Source organism: Scytonema sp. UIC 10036 (assembly GCF_009725235.1).
This window is the reverse complement of record NZ_WJFC01000005.1, coordinates 102741-122153: the sequence shown is the minus strand read 5'-3', so window position 1 is coordinate 122153 and position 19413 is coordinate 102741. Positions and strand designations below refer to the sequence as shown.

At 38.2% G+C, this 19413-nt stretch carries 19 protein-coding genes and 1 pseudogene; 13 read left to right on the top strand and 7 right to left on the bottom strand.

Features of this window, described 5'->3' with window-relative positions; all coding sequences use genetic code 11:
- Nucleotide 1 precedes the first annotated feature (1 nt).
- Genes F7734_RS04505 through F7734_RS04495 form a run of 3 tightly spaced genes read left to right on the top strand, consistent with a single transcriptional unit; the run spans nt 2 to nt 3864 of the window.
- Nucleotides 2-2254 (top strand): Mu transposase C-terminal domain-containing protein, encoded by a 2253-nt coding sequence (locus tag F7734_RS04505; protein ID WP_155743568.1) that lies wholly within the window; start codon nt 2-4, stop codon nt 2252-2254.
- A gap of 1 nt (nt 2255) precedes the next feature.
- A complete protein-coding gene (locus F7734_RS04500; RefSeq protein WP_155743567.1) occupies nt 2256-3278 on the top strand; it encodes a TniB family NTP-binding protein in 1023 nt (340 codons plus the stop codon).
- Nucleotide 3279: 1 nt separating this feature from the next.
- Entirely contained in the window at nt 3280-3864 is a 585-nt protein-coding gene (locus tag F7734_RS04495; protein ID WP_166481727.1) for a TniQ family protein, read from the top strand.
- Between the two features lie 193 nt (nt 3865-4057).
- On the opposite strand, the gene F7734_RS04490 is transcribed toward F7734_RS04495, so the two are convergent.
- Together F7734_RS04490 and F7734_RS04485 are read right to left on the bottom strand one after the other, a co-directional pair.
- Complete coding sequence (locus F7734_RS04490) at nt 4058-4270, bottom strand: hypothetical protein (RefSeq protein WP_243146679.1); 213 nt, start codon at nt 4268-4270, stop codon at nt 4058-4060.
- A gap of 78 nt (nt 4271-4348) precedes the next feature.
- Nucleotides 4349-4810 carry a zinc ribbon domain-containing protein gene (locus tag F7734_RS04485; protein ID WP_155743565.1) on the bottom strand — a complete coding sequence of 154 codons (462 nt, stop codon included), beginning with the start codon at nt 4808-4810 and terminating at the stop codon, nt 4349-4351.
- Between the two features lie 76 nt (nt 4811-4886).
- Between F7734_RS04485 and F7734_RS04480 the strand changes: the two genes are divergently transcribed.
- A complete protein-coding gene (locus F7734_RS04480) occupies nt 4887-5789 on the top strand; it encodes a tyrosine-type recombinase/integrase (protein WP_166481726.1) in 903 nt (300 codons plus the stop codon).
- A gap of 201 nt (nt 5790-5990) precedes the next feature.
- On the opposite strand, the gene F7734_RS04475 is transcribed toward F7734_RS04480, so the two are convergent.
- From F7734_RS04475 to F7734_RS04465, 3 genes are all read right to left on the bottom strand, one after another.
- Nucleotides 5991-6206 carry a transcriptional regulator gene (locus F7734_RS04475; protein WP_038073786.1) on the bottom strand — a complete coding sequence of 72 codons (216 nt, stop codon included), beginning with the start codon at nt 6204-6206 and terminating at the stop codon, nt 5991-5993.
- 63 nt (nt 6207-6269) lie between these two features.
- On the bottom strand, nt 6270-6866 hold the full coding sequence (locus F7734_RS04470; protein WP_243146678.1) for an AAA family ATPase: 597 nt from the start codon (nt 6864-6866) through the stop codon (nt 6270-6272).
- A gap of 3 nt (nt 6867-6869) precedes the next feature.
- A complete protein-coding gene (locus tag F7734_RS04465) occupies nt 6870-9587 on the bottom strand; it encodes a DDE-type integrase/transposase/recombinase (protein ID WP_155743564.1) in 2718 nt (905 codons plus the stop codon).
- A 160-nt stretch (nt 9588-9747) separates the two neighbouring features.
- Here F7734_RS04465 and F7734_RS04460 point away from each other — a divergent pair, with 160 nt between their 5' ends.
- Together F7734_RS04460 and F7734_RS04455 are read left to right on the top strand one after the other, a co-directional pair.
- Nucleotides 9748-9933, top strand: coding sequence for a hypothetical protein (locus tag F7734_RS04460; protein WP_017742461.1), 186 nt, complete (start codon nt 9748-9750; stop codon nt 9931-9933).
- 391 nt (nt 9934-10324) lie between these two features.
- Complete coding sequence (locus F7734_RS04455) at nt 10325-12475, top strand: Tn3 family transposase (protein ID WP_155743563.1); 2151 nt, start codon at nt 10325-10327, stop codon at nt 12473-12475.
- A 57-nt stretch (nt 12476-12532) separates the two neighbouring features.
- On the opposite strand, the gene F7734_RS04450 is transcribed toward F7734_RS04455, so the two are convergent.
- Entirely contained in the window at nt 12533-12961 is a 429-nt protein-coding gene (locus F7734_RS04450; RefSeq protein ID WP_155743562.1) for a pentapeptide repeat-containing protein, read from the bottom strand.
- A 261-nt stretch (nt 12962-13222) separates the two neighbouring features.
- On the opposite strand from F7734_RS04450, the gene F7734_RS04445 reads away from it, so the two are divergent.
- The 4 genes and pseudogenes from F7734_RS04445 (at nt 13223) to F7734_RS04430 (ending at nt 16106) form a co-directional block, all read left to right on the top strand.
- Nucleotides 13223-13585, top strand: a complete 363-nt coding sequence (locus F7734_RS04445) for a hypothetical protein (RefSeq protein ID WP_207714011.1) — start codon at nt 13223-13225, stop codon at nt 13583-13585.
- 374 nt (nt 13586-13959) lie between these two features.
- Nucleotides 13960-15073 (top strand): annotated as a pseudogene (locus tag F7734_RS04440) (transposase); the annotation flags it as partial.
- A 176-nt stretch (nt 15074-15249) separates the two neighbouring features.
- Complete coding sequence (locus tag F7734_RS04435; RefSeq protein WP_155743561.1) at nt 15250-15444, top strand: hypothetical protein; 195 nt, start codon at nt 15250-15252, stop codon at nt 15442-15444.
- Nucleotides 15445-15572: 128 nt separating this feature from the next.
- A complete protein-coding gene (locus F7734_RS04430) occupies nt 15573-16106 on the top strand; it encodes a hypothetical protein (RefSeq protein WP_155743560.1) in 534 nt (177 codons plus the stop codon).
- Here F7734_RS04430 and dcm read toward each other — a convergent pair.
- Nucleotides 16092-17249, bottom strand: a complete 1158-nt coding sequence (gene dcm, locus F7734_RS04425) for a DNA (cytosine-5-)-methyltransferase (RefSeq protein WP_155743559.1) — start codon at nt 17247-17249, stop codon at nt 16092-16094. The two genes, F7734_RS04430 and dcm, sit on opposite strands and share 15 nt — an antisense overlap.
- Nucleotides 17250-17957: 708 nt before the next feature.
- On the opposite strand from dcm, the gene F7734_RS04420 reads away from it, so the two are divergent.
- From F7734_RS04420 to F7734_RS04410, 3 genes are read left to right on the top strand one after another with little or no spacing between them, the layout of a single operon-like run.
- Nucleotides 17958-18356, top strand: coding sequence for a hypothetical protein (locus F7734_RS04420; protein WP_155743558.1), 399 nt, complete (start codon nt 17958-17960; stop codon nt 18354-18356).
- Complete coding sequence (locus F7734_RS04415; protein ID WP_207714010.1) at nt 18310-18930, top strand: hypothetical protein; 621 nt, start codon at nt 18310-18312, stop codon at nt 18928-18930. The genes F7734_RS04420 and F7734_RS04415 overlap by 47 nt, the downstream gene beginning before the upstream one ends.
- 8 nt (nt 18931-18938) lie before the next feature.
- Nucleotides 18939-19193 carry a hypothetical protein gene (locus F7734_RS04410; RefSeq protein WP_155743557.1) on the top strand — a complete coding sequence of 85 codons (255 nt, stop codon included), beginning with the start codon at nt 18939-18941 and terminating at the stop codon, nt 19191-19193.
- The last annotated feature ends 220 nt before the right edge of the window (nt 19194-19413 follow it).

Sequence of the window (19413 nt, the reverse complement as noted above, 5' to 3'; positions counted from 1 at the left end):
CATGAGTAGAGTAATATTCAAACAGGGACTTCACTTTTGGTTGGATAAACGTGAGTATGTAATCCAAGCCAAGATCTCCGATGGAAATTTAAAAATTATTGATGTTGTCACCGATAAAATTTCTTTTTTATCTGAAAAGGAATTAGTACATTACTTTGTGTCGGGAGAGTTAGAATTTGAAAGTGATTCAGATTTAAGAGACTCGAAAATTTCTCAAGCAGATTTATCACAAATTCCCGAACATTTAAAGCTGGAAGCATTCCGAAAGGAAAAGTATGTAAAAGCAGTGATAGAGCAAAAAATAGAAACATACACATCTTCATCGTTGATGCCCATTATTAAGCAAGTAGCTCAAAACATCTCAGATAGTAGACCACCTTCAAACATAACCCTTTATCGTTGGTTAAAAGATTATACTAGAAGCGGCGGTGATCTTCGCGCATTAATTCCTAGATATCAAGCAAGAGGAAACTACGATTCTAAAATTCATTCAGAAACGCTGAGATTAATTGATGAGGTGATTTCTGAAATTTATCTGACTCTTGAAAGACCATCAATTGCCAGAGTTTATGACATCTTAATTTGCCGCATACTCCACGAGAACCACTATCGAAAATCTTCGGGATTAGTTCCCCTTAATATCCCCCACCGTTCTAGCATTTATCGCCTAATTAAGACTTTAGACCCAATTGACAAAGCTGTTAGTCGTTATGGCATAAGAACTGCCAATTTAATCTATGAACCAGTACAAGAGGGATTTCAAGCAACTCGCCCTCTTGAACGAGTCGAAATTGACCATACTAAACTACCATTTTTTGTTGTTGATATTGAAACTCGAATTCCAATAGGTACACCATCTTTAACTAGTGCAGTTGATAAATATTCGGGAGTTATTGTTGGTTACTATCTCAGTTTTGAGCCTTTTAGTTATCTCTCAGTTATGCAGTGTCTTCTTCATTCCATCCAATCAAAAGATTATCTAAAAACAACATTTAACAGTGTGAAAAATAGCTGGAATGTGTCGGGAATTATGGAAATTTTAGTGGTTGATAATGGGAAAGAGTTTTACAGTGAGCATTTACATTCAGCTTGTCAACAATTAGGTATTACAATTCAATATACACCTCCCAAAATGCCTTGGTATAAAAGTACGGTTGAAAGAACTTTTGGCACTTATAATACGAAATTATTAACAGGTCAACCAGGTACTTTATTTCAGGAGTTATCAAATCAGTATGATTATGACCCTCAAAGTAATGCAGTAGTTTCTCTATCAGCGTTGCAAGAAATGATTCATATCTTTATTGTTGATGTTCATAATCAAAGTTCTCACCCGCAGTTTAAATGTCCTCGCTCTCAGGTCTGGACAAAAGGAATAACTGAATTTCCAGTTAGGTTGCCTATAAATAATCAAGATTTAAAAGTTTTAATTGGGGCAACTGATAAACGGATAATTTCGAGAAGAGGAATAGAATTTAATGGTCTTTATTATAATAGCCCAGAACTAGCTCGACTCCGTTCAAATTATGAAAAAGAAGATTTAAGGAGGAAAACAGGTAAACGACAAAGTGAAAAAGCAACCATTAAGTATGACCCTACTGATTTATCAAAAATCTATGTATTTGACCCTATTAGTCATCAGTTTATTGTTGTGTCGGCAGTTAACCAAGAATATACCCAAGGTTTGACGATTTGGCAACATAGAGTGATTAAAAATTTGGCGGCTATTGAAGCAGATAAAGTTGATATTGTAGCTTTGGCTTTAGCAAAGCAAAGAATCCAAGAAATTGTTGAGAAGGAGTGGCAAAAATCTCATAAAGGTAAAACTCGTAAGTCAATGGCAAGGTGGTTAGGAATTGGAATCGATGGATTTGGAGTGAGCGATGTCTCTATTTCAACGAACGAGTCAATTGATTCAAATCATGACCAGAGTTTAGAAACTCACCAAAATTTTGAAAGTTTGTTTAATCAAACTAGTTCAATCATGGGAATATCAGACTTAAATAATGCCATTCCAGTTGAGCAAAATCCCCAAGCTAATATCTATAAAAATTCTCAAAATCAGAGAGAATCAATCACTAATTCCAACACAAATCAGCCTTTAAGTCTCAAAGATAAGCAGCATAAGAAAACTGTTACAAATCAATCTTTAGAACAACTGAATTCCGCCGCTCCGATTAATAAGACTGATGATTGGTCGCCTGATTTATTAGGTTGGGATGCAAGCTACGGTTTACCAAGAGGAGGGGGATAAAATGCAATTTACTCAAGAATCTTTACAAGAAATGCCATTGGATACTAAGTTAAACATGGTTAATAACCTCTACATTTCCTACCCTAGATTTCAGGAAATATTGTTGAGTATCGAGTATTGTCATCATTTCTCCTATTGTAAAGATGAGCCAGAGTGCATGTTTCTTGCTGGACAAACAGGAGTAGGAAAAACCACAATTTATAAAACTTATGCTAACAGATATCCAAGGTTTGTAAATACAGAAGGAGTAAATATTCCTATTCTGCCTGTAACAATTCCTGCACCAGCGACTGTAAAAACAGTTGTGACCAAAATGTTATGGGAACTTGGCGACCCTGCTTATGATAAAGGGTCAACAGGTAATCAAACAATTCGCTTATTTGGCTTGCTCAAAGATTGTCAGGTTGAAATGATAATTTTAGATGAATTTCAACATTTTATTGACCGCGACTCAGATAAAGTTTTAAGAACTGTATCAGATTGGTTAAAAACTTTAATTTTGGAAACTAACTTGCCAATTATTTTAATTGGTTTACCAGAAGCAGAGCAAGTTTTGAAATTACAGTCGCAGTCCCAACTCAGCCGAAGATTAGCGAATCGTTGTTATTTACATCCTTTTTTATGGCGACAAGATGATGGTCAAGAATTTCGGACTTTTTTACATATATTAGAATCTCATCTACCTCTTGGCGAAACTTCTAACTTATCAGATGAGTATTTAGCGAGAAAAATTTATTACGCATCAGATGGAACTGTCGCTTATGTCATGAAGTTAATTCGCTATGGGACTTACTTAGCTCTCCAGCACCATCAAGAAAAATTAGATTCAAAGATTTTATCTATTGCTTTTAAAACATATGTCCACGCAGATAAACCAGATAAAGTGAATCCTTTCACTGTTGATAATTTTGAAATAAGTTCGGTAGATAAACCACCGTTAAGTTTAGAAGTAGGGGCTACTAATAACCGGATAAAATCTAAATCAAAAAAAACTTCTGCTTCAGACATTCTTAGGAGTAAGTAAATTGATAAATTCCCATCAAACACTGCTGCTTACTCCTACTCCCTATCCAAGTGAAAGTTTAGCTGGTTATCTTCTTCGTTTGACTGAAAAAAATTATTATGAATCACCTAACTGGATTTTACAACTAGCTGGATTAAAAGCGCAGAAAGGAATTTATATTTATGAAAAACCAAGAGAGCCATCTTGCCTTAGCCAGTTGATTCGAGTAGAAGATAAGCAATTATTTTTCATGGCATCATTACCTTATGAGACAGTTTACGAATCAAATATTCGACACTATACTATTTATAAGCATGGAAGAAAACTTTGTCCTCAGTGTCTAAAAGAATCCGCTTATTGTCAGATGATTTGGGATTGTCAGATAGTTAAAGCTTGTCCAAAACATCAATGTCTACTTATTCAAAAATGTCCTGCATGTCAAAAAGATATCAAGTGGTCAAGACCTGGGGTTACTCAATGTAAATGTGGTTTTGACTTTCGGACAACTTTGCCTTCGTTAGCTGACTCATATCAAGTTAATCAGTCTTTATATTTGTATAAACTAAATAGTGATGCACGCTTGTTATCAAAATCTAACTATCAGTAAATATTAAGACTTTCCCTAACTGGCACGCGGCGGGGTGCTGTTCGGAAACTTTTACTTTTAACGTAGAGGTAGTCAGGAAAATTTCAATTTATGCGCGAATTTCAAAATTGCGCTTAAGCCTTGAGAAATAAGCGTTTTCACTTTATGCGCGACACCCATTGGCTGAAACCCCTATAAATTCGTTCTCAAAATTTCACTTTATGTGCGAACCCACATGTTTGAGCTGGCTTTCCGATAAATCTTGCAAGCGATTGGGAGAATTCAAAATGTTCTGAATCGCACGAAACTCCCTAGCATTGTCAATTGCGCGTTCTAATTCTTGCTTGTTAGCGACTAAGAATAACAAGCGATTTCTAAACGTGCGAAACTTACCCGACTCTCCTGTTTCATTGAAAATTTTCTCCACAATAGATGGCGGACCTTCCGGAGGTTGAGCCGAGATCCGCGCGAAAACGGAAATAGAGGCTCAAAACCCTTACCAAATCTAAGTTTTAGCAATTGGCTCTTTATAAGAATATCCGCACATTGGACAGTACCTGTATTTCAACGACACGACCAACTCACCACAATTTGCACAGTTAGCGCGTAACTGTGTACCGCACAGGTAACAGAATTTAGCTCTAATATTACCCCACATTGGGTCAGCAGCACTTCCGGGTTTCCAACACACTGGACAAAATTTAATGCTCTGTGGTGCCTCTATAACCTCGGAGCCTAGCACAGTTGCTTCCAAGTACTCAACTGACACTCCTAACCCGACCGCAAGACCTTGCAGTGTTTTTCGGTTTAGTCTTGTTGTTAATCCCCGTTCAATCTTCCCCACCGACCGAGAGTGTATACCAGCAGCCGACGCTAACTCAAACTGAGTCAACTTGAGTATCTTTCTAATTCGCAATACGTAGGCAGCAAGGGATTCTCCTTGTTTGGGCTTTTTAAGAGTGTCCATGAAACGCTACCAATATTTTTCTTAAAAAGATATATGATTTAAGAATAAAAAACCTTGCTATAAGCACATAAATATTGTGTATATTGCTGTAACTTTAGCCACTGTGGCAACACAATTTTTAGAACGTCCTGAACTCTCAAAAACTACCAGGACTACTTACGAATTATCACTTTTACCTTTACTCAAAGAGTACGGAAGTTGGTCAATAGAAATTATCAGTCGCCAAACTTTAATTGAGTACCTTTTAAGCTTAAGCCATTTAAAATATACAACCCACCATAAGCATCAAGCGATACTTCAAAGCTTACTTAACTTTGCAGTAGAACAAGGGTATTTAAAGTCTAATCCCATACGTGGATTAAAACAACGCCAGCCAGATAAAGAAAAAGGCGAACATTCTACAGATGAAGTAGTACGTTTTTTAACTTCAGAGCAATTAAGTCTACTGTATAAAACAGTAGCTTGCGATGCTCGTATGAATGCCGTTGTACATCTCTTACATCGCACAGGATGCCGTATTTCCGAGCTTTTGGCGCTCAATTTAGAAGATGTAGACTTAGACAAAAATAAATTTCAAGTAATTGGTAAAGGCAATAAACAGCGTTGGTGTTTTTACAGTCAAGACGCATCGACCGCACTTACAAGATATCTACAACTTGGGAGACATCAGAGCCATCCAGCTTTATTTACAGCACAACACCCAGTCACAGGGCGTATAAGTAGAATTAGCTATCGCACTGTACATGATTATTGGCAACAATTTACTAGTTCATATCCGCAATTGCTCAGTGTTCGTATTCACGATTTGAGACACACTTTTGCAACGGAAAGAGTTGGTCTGATGGGAATTGAGGAATTAAGAGCCTTGATGGGGCACGAGAGTATACAAACAACTTTACGTTACCAAAAAGTAACATCATCAAAAGCGGAAGAAGTTGCTCAACGTGCATTAAATGCGTTAATAGATACTGGTAGATAAGCTGTCAAGAGCGAATATAATTGTGTGCATTACTGTTTGATAAATGGGTATAGTAGAAGCGAGTAATAAAAAAATATTTTAATGTCTAGCGCAAAGTTGATACAATACTATTTACTGTCAAAATATGGATTGACGCTACGAAAATCCCAATATTTAGTCATAAATTACACGCTTTTACTGGGATTCTTACCAAGAAAACCCTTAGTACAACTCCCCACCGCGAGTGAATATCTCTATCACCTCACTTCGAGTTATATGGTTTTTCTCTGCTATTTGATAAAGTTTTTCCCAAGCCTCGTCCGTCAAGCGGATAGACCTTAACCGTTTTTGAGAATCGGAGTAATCTGTTTCAAATTTACCATCTGGTGTACGAGGTCGCCTTTGAGATTTTTGTCTTGTTCCGGAGTACTGATCCATATCTCTATGTATATACATGGCAAGTTCATTCTATCATGTATATACATGGTAGGGGTCAATTTTTCACGACTTTTTTCTTATCCCGGTTTTCTGTTCCATTGATACTCGCGCCCCAGCTACAGCTAATAAATGATGAGCTTCATCAATAAAGAAAATTTTAGGTCTTCGATGATGTAAAGCTTGCTCTAATGCCCACCCTAACTCAGTTTCCAAAATTGTTGGTTTAACAATTAATTCTCCATCAAGATTATGATAAACACTTGAAGTTCCGTAATTTATTTTATTTTTAACTAACCCAGGTGGTTCTGCTAGCGCATATAAACAACGTTTGAGGTGGTCTTTGAAATTAAATAAACCTCCTCCTAACAGACGTGCTTCAATACTCGCAACTGGAATACAACCTCTGTCAACATCTAATAAAGATAATGATGACTCAATTATCCATTTTTCAATTAGTAAACGTAATTTTGTTTTACCTACTCCTGTTGGTCCAACAATAAAAATGATTCGTGATTCTCCACAATTAGTTATGATTGGCTTGAGAGTTTCAAAAGCTATATCTAAATAAGGATGCGCCATTGTATATGAATCATAGTCAGCCAGTTTTTCATGTAACGAGGCTTTTTGAGAATCTGATGTAAATTGTTGATTATCTTTCATAAACTAGTACTCAGCAAAAGTTTGTAGCTTATCAGGATTAATAAATTCATGAGCCTGAGTCATTCGATTATCGTCTTGTTTGCTCTCGATAGCAGATAATTGATTATCACTTGATTCACCGTAAGGATTAATATTTGGTAAACCACCATTTATCACGCTGATAACTTCAAGTGCTTGTGAGTCCTTTAAGCGTTGTGCAAGCAAACATTCTTCTGCTTCTGTACTAGCCATAAATTGTGCTAATTGTAAAGAGCGAATTTTGTTATTACTACCATGATTTTGTTGCTGTTTTTTTAATTCAGTAGTTGCAATAATTATTTCTTTTTCAGAATGTCCTCTAAATAAAGGATAATATTCACTAATGCATTCAACCCAAATTCCTTGGACATAAGCATAGGCAATCCCAGCATTAAAAGGGTCATATCTAACATTAACTAAAGTTTTTTCTATTTGCGGGTCACGAAATGCGCTATGCCAATAGTATTTATTATCTATTTTTATTCCCTTTCCAATTTGAACTTTTGCTTTACCCTTTTTTGTTGTTGGTAAAGTGAGAATCCGGAAGTTCTCATCAAATGGAATCATTCGTCCATTACGGCAACCAAATTGCTTTATCCCGTAAGTAAAAGCTTCATCAGGGCTTTGACCTTGCAATGCTGGATGCTCAGTTGTATCGTAAATTGAGTAAGCCCATTCTGTTAAATGCATATATAAGAGTCCTAAAGTCCAAACAGAAAGATTTTTAGGATTTACAGATTTAGTCATTAATCTGACTTTTTTGGTAATTTGAGTATTACCTGCTAAGTTATACAAAAACTGAGTATTTGTTGTTCCAAATAATCTCTCACAAACACTACTAAATCGAGGCTTTGCTGGGGGTCGTCTTTTCAAAGTACATTCAAACATTGCTAGTAATGTTTCAAAGTAAGTACTGTAAAACTCCTTGCCATTATCAGTTACAATTGTTTGAGGTAGTCTTGAATGGCGTTGAACACAAATTCGCAATACCATCATGCAAGAACGATAAGATGGAGGGTCATAGCTGATATAAATTGCTAAAATTCTCCTTGTAAATGCATCTACTAATAAACTTAGCCAAGGCTTCCCTAGAACTTTTCCTGTTTTAGAGCATCTTAGTTCAATGTCCAACTCTGTATGGTCAATGTGAGCAATGTGAAAAGGGAAATCGCCATGTCTAGGTGTAGATAATTCTAGTTCCCAATAAAATTCTTCACTTTCATACGCTGCACGAGTCCCTGAACGTTTTTCTAATCTTGAATAAGTAGGACGTTTTTTTATTTCTGTTATAAAAGTTTTATAACTGGGAATTTGAGTATCACTAATTCCAGATTTTAAGCAAGTATTAACAAATGAAGAATAAACGGCTTGTTTACTTTTCTGCTTTTTATTTTCATACTCATCACTGATAAATTTTTCTAACAGTTCTATAATATGTTTGGGCAGTTTTCTATCTCGATTGCCTTTACGTTTGTCTAACGATATTAATCCCAAATAGCCATAACCGTACTTCTGTTCTGCTTGCCAGTAATTATGGAGCCAACGCCTCAAAGACCTTTCTTTTGGCGTACCAGTTGCTACTGATTGTTCATCTAAATAAGGTTTTAATAGACTAAAACGACGATTGGCTCCTATTAAATCATCAGTCGAAGCCTGTTTCAATATTTCTAATGCTTTTGCTCTTATTTGTGATTGATTTTTGATTTTATTTATTTTGATTTTACCGGAGTTTATCAAATCTGAGAACTCCGATATTTTGAGTTCTATAGTCTCAAACTCTTTCGCACTAAGTAAAAGATAATCTTGACCCACTAAGATAATATTTAAGCTTCTACCATCATAAAAGACTGACGTACCTGGCATTAAATCAATTACCGTGTCCGCAATTTTATCTAAATTTTCCGTCCTTTCAATTGCCTTCACAGAGTTTTCTATCACACGAGATTTAAAAACTCGACATTTCTCAGCTTCTACTAAGGTGTGTATGGTTAAATTTACATAGATCTCTTCTGCCGCTATTAGATTATAAATGTCATCTGCGTTCACACCTTTATAGTCCAATAACTCAGCTATGGAAATTCCTGGGTGCGCTTCTACTAGTGAAGTAATTATATTGTCGCGTTTTGGAATTATTAACGATAAATTACTTTTATAGTAATCTTCTAGAAATTCTAGATTCCGCTGTAATGTCCAGTTAATTCTTGCACTCGACCATAGTCGGAAGTAAAAACCAAACTGTTTGGCATATTCTGACCCTGGTGGTGATTGCCATTTATTATCATTACCAAATTGGTAACGATGAGGACTTTTTTGTGCCAACTTCTCTAATTCTGTTTCTGTTTTACACTCGACCCAGCCTGCACTTTGTGAGCTAATTACAAAAAAATCTGGAGTAATTATTACACCTAAATTACGCCCGGATGCCGAAAGATATTGAATTTTAAAAGGAGGTGGCTGGTCGTAATACTCTAAAACATCTTCTGAATGCTCTAACTGATAAATAAAAGGAAGCTCAACTTTATGCGATTCAAATTGAATTGTGGCACCCATCTTACGGCTTGGATAACGCCCTGAAACGTTTTTACAACGACTTCCAACGCTGCGAGATGGTAGAGTTTTGCGAATTCTTTCAATTTCCTGTCGAGCAGATGCACTCAGGCTCTGACTTATGCACCATTGGTTAAATTCTTCTTGTGTCATCATGGTTGCACCCCATCATTACACATATCAATTACAATAAGTCTATTTGCTCTACTATCTTGTATACATCCGTAGTGATGTAAATATGATGTAACTTATATAAAGTTAACCTTGCTGATAAACTGGTCAGCAGTTGATTTATAGATACTGGTAAACTGATAACGTGAGTAAAAGAATTAACGTTACTTTGCCCGACAGTGTTTTAGAGGATTTAGAAGCGTGGGCTGAATTTCAAGGACGCCCCACTGCCAATCTTGCAGCGTTTCTGATTGAAATGTCCATCAAATTAGCCAAACACAATGGGGAATTTCCTCAAAAGTCATCAATACGCACTTTCCCAGAGCAGTAAAAACCTTCCCGATTTTTACATAATCTTTCCTTAACCTTCTCCGCTCATCAATTACCCGTTTTTGATTGTAAATTCCTGTAAAAATGCGTGAAAATTTTTGATGACCAGGATAAAACCTTAACATATGCCTTTTCTATGCCAGTCAGTACTTTGTCTTAAAAGAAACTTAGGCATCACTGAATAAGGAAAAAATCTTTGCACTTGCGGACTCTTTATGGTTCCATTTTGCATTTAAGGACAAGTTATCCTTCTAAGGTTAGCAATTGAGAACGAAGCAGCAACGTAATGATAAGGGTTTTAGACATTTAAAGACTCAGTTATGCTTCCAGACCCAGACAAATTTTGGGTCTAGTGACATTACTTAACAATAAAATTGATTTTTTATACTTGAATGACCGTAATAGAACGTACCGCTTACCCTCGCTTTAAGTCACATCCCTCTGCGAAAGAGCTAGCTGAACTTTATACACCAACGGAATCAGAAATCAAGTTTGTTAAGTCTCGTGTTCGCACACCCGAAGGGTTACTTTGCTTCATGGTAATGTTTAAATCCTTCCAAAGGCTTGGGTATTTCCCGCATCCAGAGTACGTACCTGAAATAATTATTAGACATTTACGTTCGTATTTAAAGTTACGTGAATCGGTAAAAACCATTCCAACAGAACGCCAGCGACGTAATTACCAACAAGCAATACTTACGTATTTGGGAGTAAAAGCTTACGATAAGAAAGCTCAAAAATTAATAGCTATTGTTGTGGCTTCTGGCACTCTGAGATTAGATCACCCTGCTGATTTGATTAATATAGCTATCGAGGAATTAGTAAAAGAGCGGTATGAGTTACCATCATTTAATGCTCTTGACCGTTTGGTATGTCATGTACGTTCAGTTACTAACAATAGATTATTTTTAAAAGTCTCTAAAAGTTTATCTAGTGTTGAGCAAGCTTATTTAGACTCTTTGTTATTAGGAGAGACACCTGAATCAACGGCAACGCTTAACTTACTTAAATCTCCTCCTAAACGTGAGCAATTACTGTCAGAGCAGGAATGTTTGCAGGAACTTGATGATTATTGTAAACAATTAGGATTTCCTTCAAACAGTAGCGATTTTATTGAATATTTATGTAACGAATTAACGTCTGTAGCTAATTCAGCTGATAAATTGCTGTCTGATGGTAAGCAAGTAACCATTAGTAAAAACGGTGAACCTGTACTCAAAAAAATTCCACCTCTAGATAAACCAAAAGGAGTTGAGGAATTAGAAGAAGCAATCCGTCAAAAAATGCCAGAACGCGGTATTTTAGAAATTTTATGTAATGTTGAGCATTGGTTAAATTGGACGAGACATTTTGGACATTTGTCTGGAAGCGAAGCCAAGATGAAACAAGCAACAGAGCGTTATATTCTAACTACTTTTGGTTATGGATGTAATTTAGGACCAAATCAAACTGCCCGTCATACCAAAGGGGCCGTAACTTCTCACATGATTTCCTATACGAACCGTCGTCACATTACTTCCCAAACCTTGGAAGCAGGGGTTCGTGATATCATTAATGCTTACAACTTATTCAGTTTACCATCGATTTGGGGTACTGGTAAGAAAGCCGCTGCTGACGGTAGTAAGTTCGAGATTTACGAAAATAATTTAAATAGTGAGTACCACATTCGTTATGGTGGCTATGGTGGTATTGCATATCATCTTGTATCTGATAAATATATAGCTTTATTTACCCACTTTATTACTTGTGGCGTGTGGGAAGGTATATATTTTTTAGATGCGCTGGAGAAAAACACATCGGATATTCAACCTGATACTATAAGTGCAGATACTCAAGGACAGTCTACACCTATTTTTGGCTTATCTTTTCTTCTTGGTATAAACCTTAGACCAAGAATACGTAACTGGAAAGACTGTGCTTTCTTACGTCCAAGTAAAGATGCAACCTACAAATATATTGACCCTTTATTCAAAGGTGTAGTGAATTGGAATTTAATTAAAACCCATTGGCACGATATGATGCGAGTAGTGCTATCAATTTATAAAGGAAAGGTAATGCCTTCTGTATTGCTGCGGAGATTAAACAGCAGCAGTCGTAAAAATCGTCTTTATCAAGCATTTAAAGAATTAGGAATGGTAATAAGGACAATCTTTTTACTACATTATATTTCCGATATACCAATGCGTCGAGAGATAACTGCCTGCACAAATATTGTCGAAGAATATCATAGTTTCGTGAAGTGGTTATTTTTTGGGAAAGATGGGATAATAACAGAGAATGACCCTATTGAACAAGAAAAACGACTTAAATACCTTGATTTAATTGCTAGCGCTGTAATTTTACAAAATACCGTTGATATGTCATTGGCGATTCAAGCATTGATTACAGAAGGATACCCTGTAAATCATAGACTTGTCGCAGCCTTAAGTCCTTTTGGTACTCGGAATATCAAGCGTTACGGAGATTATGTAGTAAATCTACAAAACATTCCCCAACCATTGCAGCTTGCAATTAACTTACCTCCTGAAATCTTTAAAATTTAGACATAAAGCGCGGCTTTGAAGAACTCGCGCATCAATTCGCTTGACCCTATGTTTTTTCTAATAGCCGAAGTACTGGCTTTTACTAAAGAATTGAATCTCGGAAAACTGGGCATCTTTGAAGCTGTCAAAATCAGGGGAAATGCACTCGACGAAACTTGTTTGCCACAAATTGGCTTTACTCCAAGTAGTGTTGCTGAAATCGCAATTAATGAAGGTGCATCCCACGATATTGTTCATCCCTGTGAAATCGGAACCAGTAAGGTAAACATCTTCCCATTTAATAAAACGCCATTTCGTATGTCGGAAACTAGCGTTTTTCATCCGGGCACCACTAAAGTCAATATCAATACGGGAACCTTCTAGATTAATGCCACTGAGGTCAACACCTTTAAAAAAACCTTCATGCCTATCCTTGATGATATCAGTAGTAAAATCTCTCCGTCCAGCAGCATACAAGCTTAATAATTCCTCAGCATTTATACTCATTTATTAACCCTCTCATCTAATAGCACTGATATTACTCAATACTCTTGTCTACCTTGTTTACCCGTTCTGCCAAGATGTGCAAATGTTCTATAAAAGTCCCTAATTACTAAAACTTAAGCATAGCAAGGGTTTCAAGCCACTATTTCCGTTTTCGCGCGGATCTCGGCTCAACCTCCTGTAGAGCTTGGTGATAAAAATCAGCCTAATGAAGGGAAATATAAAGATGTTACCTTTGTCAATACTTGGGAGGAATTAGAGCCAATGCCTGAAGGTGAAGCTAGAGTTATGACCCGTCAATTCTTATATGTGGATGGTGTAGAAATAGAGGTATGTTTTAATACAAATGGTAAGCATTTTGTCAGGCACAATGTTTATTGGTGGATAATGCACGGCAGTAAAAATCCCGACCCACGTTATAACAACTTAGTAAAAAACTTACAGGATGCGGTAGATAGACTACCGACTATCAAATGGTCTGGCTATAGATTTAGATGTGAAACCATTGTTTTTAGCGAGGATGATGTAGAAGTTGAGAGCATACTACTCCCACTAGGAATGTTTGAAGATTTTATAAGGGAACTTATATCTTGCACCTGTAAGGGTAACCCGCAGAGCGGCAAATAAAGAGGTAAAAGTGTAACAAGGAGAAATGAAATAGGCTTAAGTACTATATTGTTATTAAATTATCTCAAAGTACTAGTGTTATTCCTAGTAACTGCTCAGAGAGCTATCAACTAATCTCTTTGAAAATACAAATGATAATCAACGAGAGGGGTAGAGGCAGCTCCCGACGGGAGCTGCCTCTACCCTCATCTTTGTGTTTAGCAATTACATAGGGGGAAAGTGGTCGCCGACGGCGACCACTTTCCCCCTGTTGGCGATTATCATTCTTTTTGAAAGGCTAACTTTTAATTTTTAGGAAAAGCGGTTGCATTTGCAATCTGCCACCAGAATATGAGAAAAAGGGCGTTGAAATCCATATAAATCAAGCAAGAACAATGGAAAAAATTCTTGCCCACGCCCAAAATTTAGTGTACACCCTATTGTCTTTGATGCCCTTCGGGTTCGCAGTCGCCTACGGAGGGAAACCCTCCTGCAGCGCTGTCTCACCGACCCAATACCAAAAAGACAATCTTGAAGCGATGTTTGGATTGTTTTTAGAAGCACAAGGCAATCCTTTGCCTGAACATTGTCAAACCAAATCTGCAAGTGCTTTAAGCCGTTTTTTGAATCAATACCGTTGGTCAACACGTACTGTCATTCGCACAGTTCGTCAGTACGTACTTCAACAAGTCTTATCCCATGTTTCCAAGGGTCGCAGACCTTGTTTACAGGTGATTATTGACCTGACCACCCTTGAAAAATGTGGCTTCTTTAAAGAACTTGAGCCTTTAATCTCTGTATATAACGGGAAACGTGGGTTACATTTGGTCGTGCTGTATTTGGTTGTTGGACAGTGGCGTATCCCTTGGAGTTTTCGTGTTTGGAGAGGTAAGGACACTACTTCCCCCGCACAACTAGGATTAAAGCTAGTCAAATGCTTGCCATTGAAATTAACCAGACACAATAGAAGTGATGATTTTAGCTGATACGGCCTTTGGAAGTGCAGAATTTCTCCATGCGATCCGCAGGCTGAAATATCATGCTATCACAGGTGTACGTGGCGATCGCCAATTAACCGATGGACGAACTTTGGCACGTCTACATCAAAAGGGTCAACAAGTGTGCTTTGTTGGTTTGAGATTTCCTGTCTCTGTTACGTGGTATTACCTCAAACGCGATAACGGCAAGCTTGAAAAACGCTTTGTCCTATCTACCAAACCCTTGAAAGCCAGCACTATCAGTTGGTGGGGTAAACGACGTTGGCAAATAGAGGGTTGGTTTAAAACTGCAAAACACCGTTTCGGTCTTCACCGTTTTGGTCAAGGTACTTTACTTGGTGTATATCGCTGGTTGGTGCTTTCGTTAATTGCCTACATTTTAGCCCATTGGGCTTACTTATCATTTGACGATCCCGATCTTCCCGATTGGGGACAAGCGGCTCAAACTGCACTTGAATTTATCTTTCCACAAATACTTGTGTCTCTACTTTTACTTGATATCGAACGTTTGGCTCCTCTTGCACGTAGTCATGGTTTTAACATCCATATTTCCAGGTGCAAGATATAAGTAGCCGTACAATTGGGAAGTTTTTTGAGTTCGGATAAATGAACTGAAGGTAACTCTAAGGGATTAATCGATGTCATTACACAAAATTCAAGAACGCTCGGGTTGCTACACCATGACAAATGACTGGTAGTCACTCTTACCTTATTGTTCCCAGCGCTCGGATGCGATCGCCAAGACGGTTTATTGTTTACTTCGCTCCAAGCAACGGGAACACGCTAGTTGAGGGAGTGAAGCTACTTGGAGCAAGTATGGGATGGTTGAGCGATGGCACGAAGTACCCGAAGGGGCGATCGCGGAGCTTATCGCCCGACTAAAGTTGAGTTCCAACAGAAATAATTGCAGTTGTGTACCAAACGTCATAGGGTATTGAAAAGGAAGCAGCCAAGTTGGTGGGGAGTGCCCACTTATGTACAACTGCTTTTTTCGTACTTGACTTTTGGCTATGACGCAACTGAGGATACTTGAAGCATATGAGTTTTACAGAAAGTTTATCTACAACGAAGAACTTATTAATTTATTGAGAGAATATAACATACGGATACCTGGAAGCATTTCGCCACAGATCTGGGAGTTGTTTGGTGCAATACTGACTGGAGATAGAGGTACTGGCACCTATGGAGCCGACCTTAGCAATTACGAGGTAAAATCTAGTATTGATGGTAACTCATTTGAGTACCAGTATCATTTGAGAACAGGTCGCGATAAGCTGTTGAAGGATATGACTGTAGATCATTTATTTGTGTCTTACAGTCGAGACTACAGAAACGTTACAGTTCGCCAACTTAGAGGAGATTTTCTGTCAGAAATTTTCCGAAGTTGGTTACCTGGTTTAGAAGAACGCTATGGCGCTCAAGAATCCAATCGACGATACCGCAAAAATATCAGCAACAGTACAGTGAAAACACACGGTCAAGTCGTTATGAGTATTCAAGATGGTGTGCTGATATTTCCCCAAGAGCAATTAAGCAGATCTTAATGAAGCTTTTATCGTATTATTTAATTCATCAAATAATGGATTTAGATAATTTGCAGCAATCCATTCAATGACCGGAACGCAAACAGCATCACCAAAGCCAAAGAGTATATTATTGAGTGAAATATTTTGAGGAATCAAATATTCGGATGCTCCCATAAGACGAGCGCTTTCACAAGCATTGATTAACCTAGCATCAAAACATCCAAAACCTGCCCTTACAATAATCTGACGAGCACTTCCTCCCTTGGGCGTTCGCAAACATCCAGCAATCCCATCAGTTCTTAGTTCTGCAGTTGATTGTTTAATCCCGGAGCGCACTCTCATGCGTCGAAAGACGGTTCCGTAAGACCAATTTTCGTTTTGCATCATGAAACGAATTTGGGCTTGATGACGCTCAAACATCTGATTGAACAAATACTCTGTTCGTTCTTTTACCCACCATTCCTCAGTTTCATCAACAATATCAGCTAGGTTGATTGTTCTTTGGGGTAAGTCTGGAAGATTGCGAAGGCTCCATTTAATTGTCGGATTAGAAGCAATAAAATCTTTGACTTTTTGAGGTCTTGCACCGTTTGACTTATTCATAATGTGCGACAACTCATCGCGAGTTTGTGATAAACCAAACAGATTACCTATGATAAATAAACGTACCCTGCTTTGCGGAACAAAATGGGCAGCATCGATGGCTAGGAGATCGACTGTATAACCAAGATTATTCAAAGCTTTTAACGCAAGGACTAAATCTTCTCCATGCCCAGAAGTTAGTAAACCTTCCACATTTTCAATAAGAATAAAAGGAGGAAGACCTATTGCCTGAAGTTTCCCCATTTCACCCAGGACTCGGACAAAGTCCCAGAATGTAGAAGATTCTCCAGAATGCAGCCCGTTCCTAGAACCTGCAACAGAGATGTTAGCACATGGGAAAGAGGCATGAGCTAAAGTTACTTTGGGGACTTCAGTTCCACTTATTTTTCTGATGTCTTTACAGTGATAGTGTCCGACTCCAAAATGCCCCTCGTACAAAAGGCGCTTCTCGTCGCTGCAGTCAAGGGCATATTTCACAAGCCATCCTTGGTTCATTAAACCCATTGTGACGAGACCAATTCCTGCAAAAAAGTCTGCTGCTGTTTTCTCAAGCTTCATTTGCTCTAGTCATCTAAAGAATTTTGAATGTAGAAAAAAGGTTATTTCGATGCTTTTGTGCCCAATTACCTTAACTAATTTAATTCCAATATCGGCATACTTACTACTTTTTCCTTGTTCTACTGCACTTACATTTGTTGGCTTAAACGAATGAATTGAGCAGCTTCGCTTGGCTTAAGCCACTAAGGTAGACATTGTCCAAGTCAGTTTTCCCAATTGCTTATTGTTTATATGACTCATTTGTTAGGGTCACAATTATAGTCATTTTGGCTGGAAAATCAAGAAAAGTCAAGGGTTGTCTTGTCTTCATACAATCGCATAATAAAATTTTCAAAAGCCAACATTATTTTTTAGGTAACGGTTATTTGAACAGGCACCGTAACGAAAACTTTCACGATCGCTTCCAATAATTTGACTTTTCGGTATATATCTCTTTCAAAGTGCTTTCTTACCTATTTGGTTATACTTCAATTTTTTTCACTTTCTATAGGCTAACGTGCTTGCATTCTCTACAGGCAGTATGTAACCTGGCAAATGTGAAGTTGAATTGGAGATTCGCTGAGCTTGATTTGTGTTTTAGTTAAACTAAACCTGTACTAAAGTCATAGAACTGGTGAATTAAAAAATAATTCACACTATCTTTAGCAAGGACTTAGTTTGATTGTCTTTCAATTGATGTTCTCTTTCAGTTGGAATTGAGATTGATAAATGGTATGTGACAACGTTATTTACACCCAGAAAACTCTTGCCGAAAGGTATGGTATATCGATCGCGGCTTTGCAGCGCTGGTATCCCTACGCGGGGATAGTGAAACCTCGCAAACGAGGCGGGTATTTTGATGCAGCGACAGTTGAAATTGCTGATATTTTCTATGTCGCTACAAAAATTAGACGGTTGACGTGCAAAGAGTATTTGCAACAGGTTATTCCTGCGGGTGGCTTGGATGCTTACTTGCAAAAAGTGAATGGGGTAACCCTGTATGACTTTTTGACCAAGCACATCGCCGAGTCAGAAAAAAACAACGTAATTGTTCGGGCGGTTATTAAGAGGATTGAGCGTAATGAAACATCTAAATCAACTAGCACAACAGTTGCAGGTGTCGCATGATGTCGTGCGGAATGTTTGTCAAATTTTGAATTTAGAAATTCAAGGTGACACGGTTGGCGAACAAGTGGAACAACAATTGCTTCAGTTAAAAACTGCTGCAACTTCTGAGGGGATGACCCTTGAAGAGGCTGCCCGTCATTTACTGGAGATGCGCTCCAGGCAAACCAGTGAAGGTGGAGAACATCGTTTTGATAAGCGCGAGTATATCAAACAGAGGTTCGGTGTAGACCCCGAACAAGCGGCGGCTGATAGCTTTGTCGGGATGCTTTACCGAGATGTTGATAAAGGTATTCAACTTGGAAACTTGCGTCATAAAGTTGTGCTGGAATCTTCCACTCTCGCTCTGGAAGAACTCATTTTCCACGGCGGTTGTGATGTAGAAAGTGGCTCAAATAAGGAGATTGCCGGTTACGACCAAGCGCAGGAGCGAATTCAGACTCGGATTGATAACGATTTTTTCGGCAAAATCAACTGGGGGGAACAGACTCATCCCCTACTAGTCGGTACATCGACACCGCAGCCGAAACGGTTGAAGTCCTCGCAGCAGAAAACCGAGCCATCTCCGAAGAAGTAGTGTCTCAAATGCTTGCAGTTTCTTACCGACTGCGTGACGAGAGCTTGCTCAATGCTCGTAAGACATCGACTTTAGCGGTTGGTATAAATTGTTTGAGTTTGGTAACTGGTACGGTAGTGGGGACATGGATAGCAGTTCCGCCAACTCAAGAAAAACAGCAGGTTTTGAGTATTCAACCTATCTTAATTGGTGTAGCTTTGGGTGAGTTTGTGGGTTTGGTTTTGGCACTAGTCATCATTTGGTTTAGCAAGGAGCAAACATGAGTGCAGCATTCGATTTTTTGATAAATACAGCCGGTGGATTGTTAATGAACCTGGGCGTGTGTAATCTCATAGCTTAGTCAAACGGAGTCAACCATAGCTACTTGTTTCCTCTCTCCTCTGTGAGCGCTCGACCTAGAATCAAGAACCGTAGGTTCAACCGGGTAGGCGTAGGATGGTAAGAGAGACAACGAGGCACTTACACAGCACCTGTAATAAGATT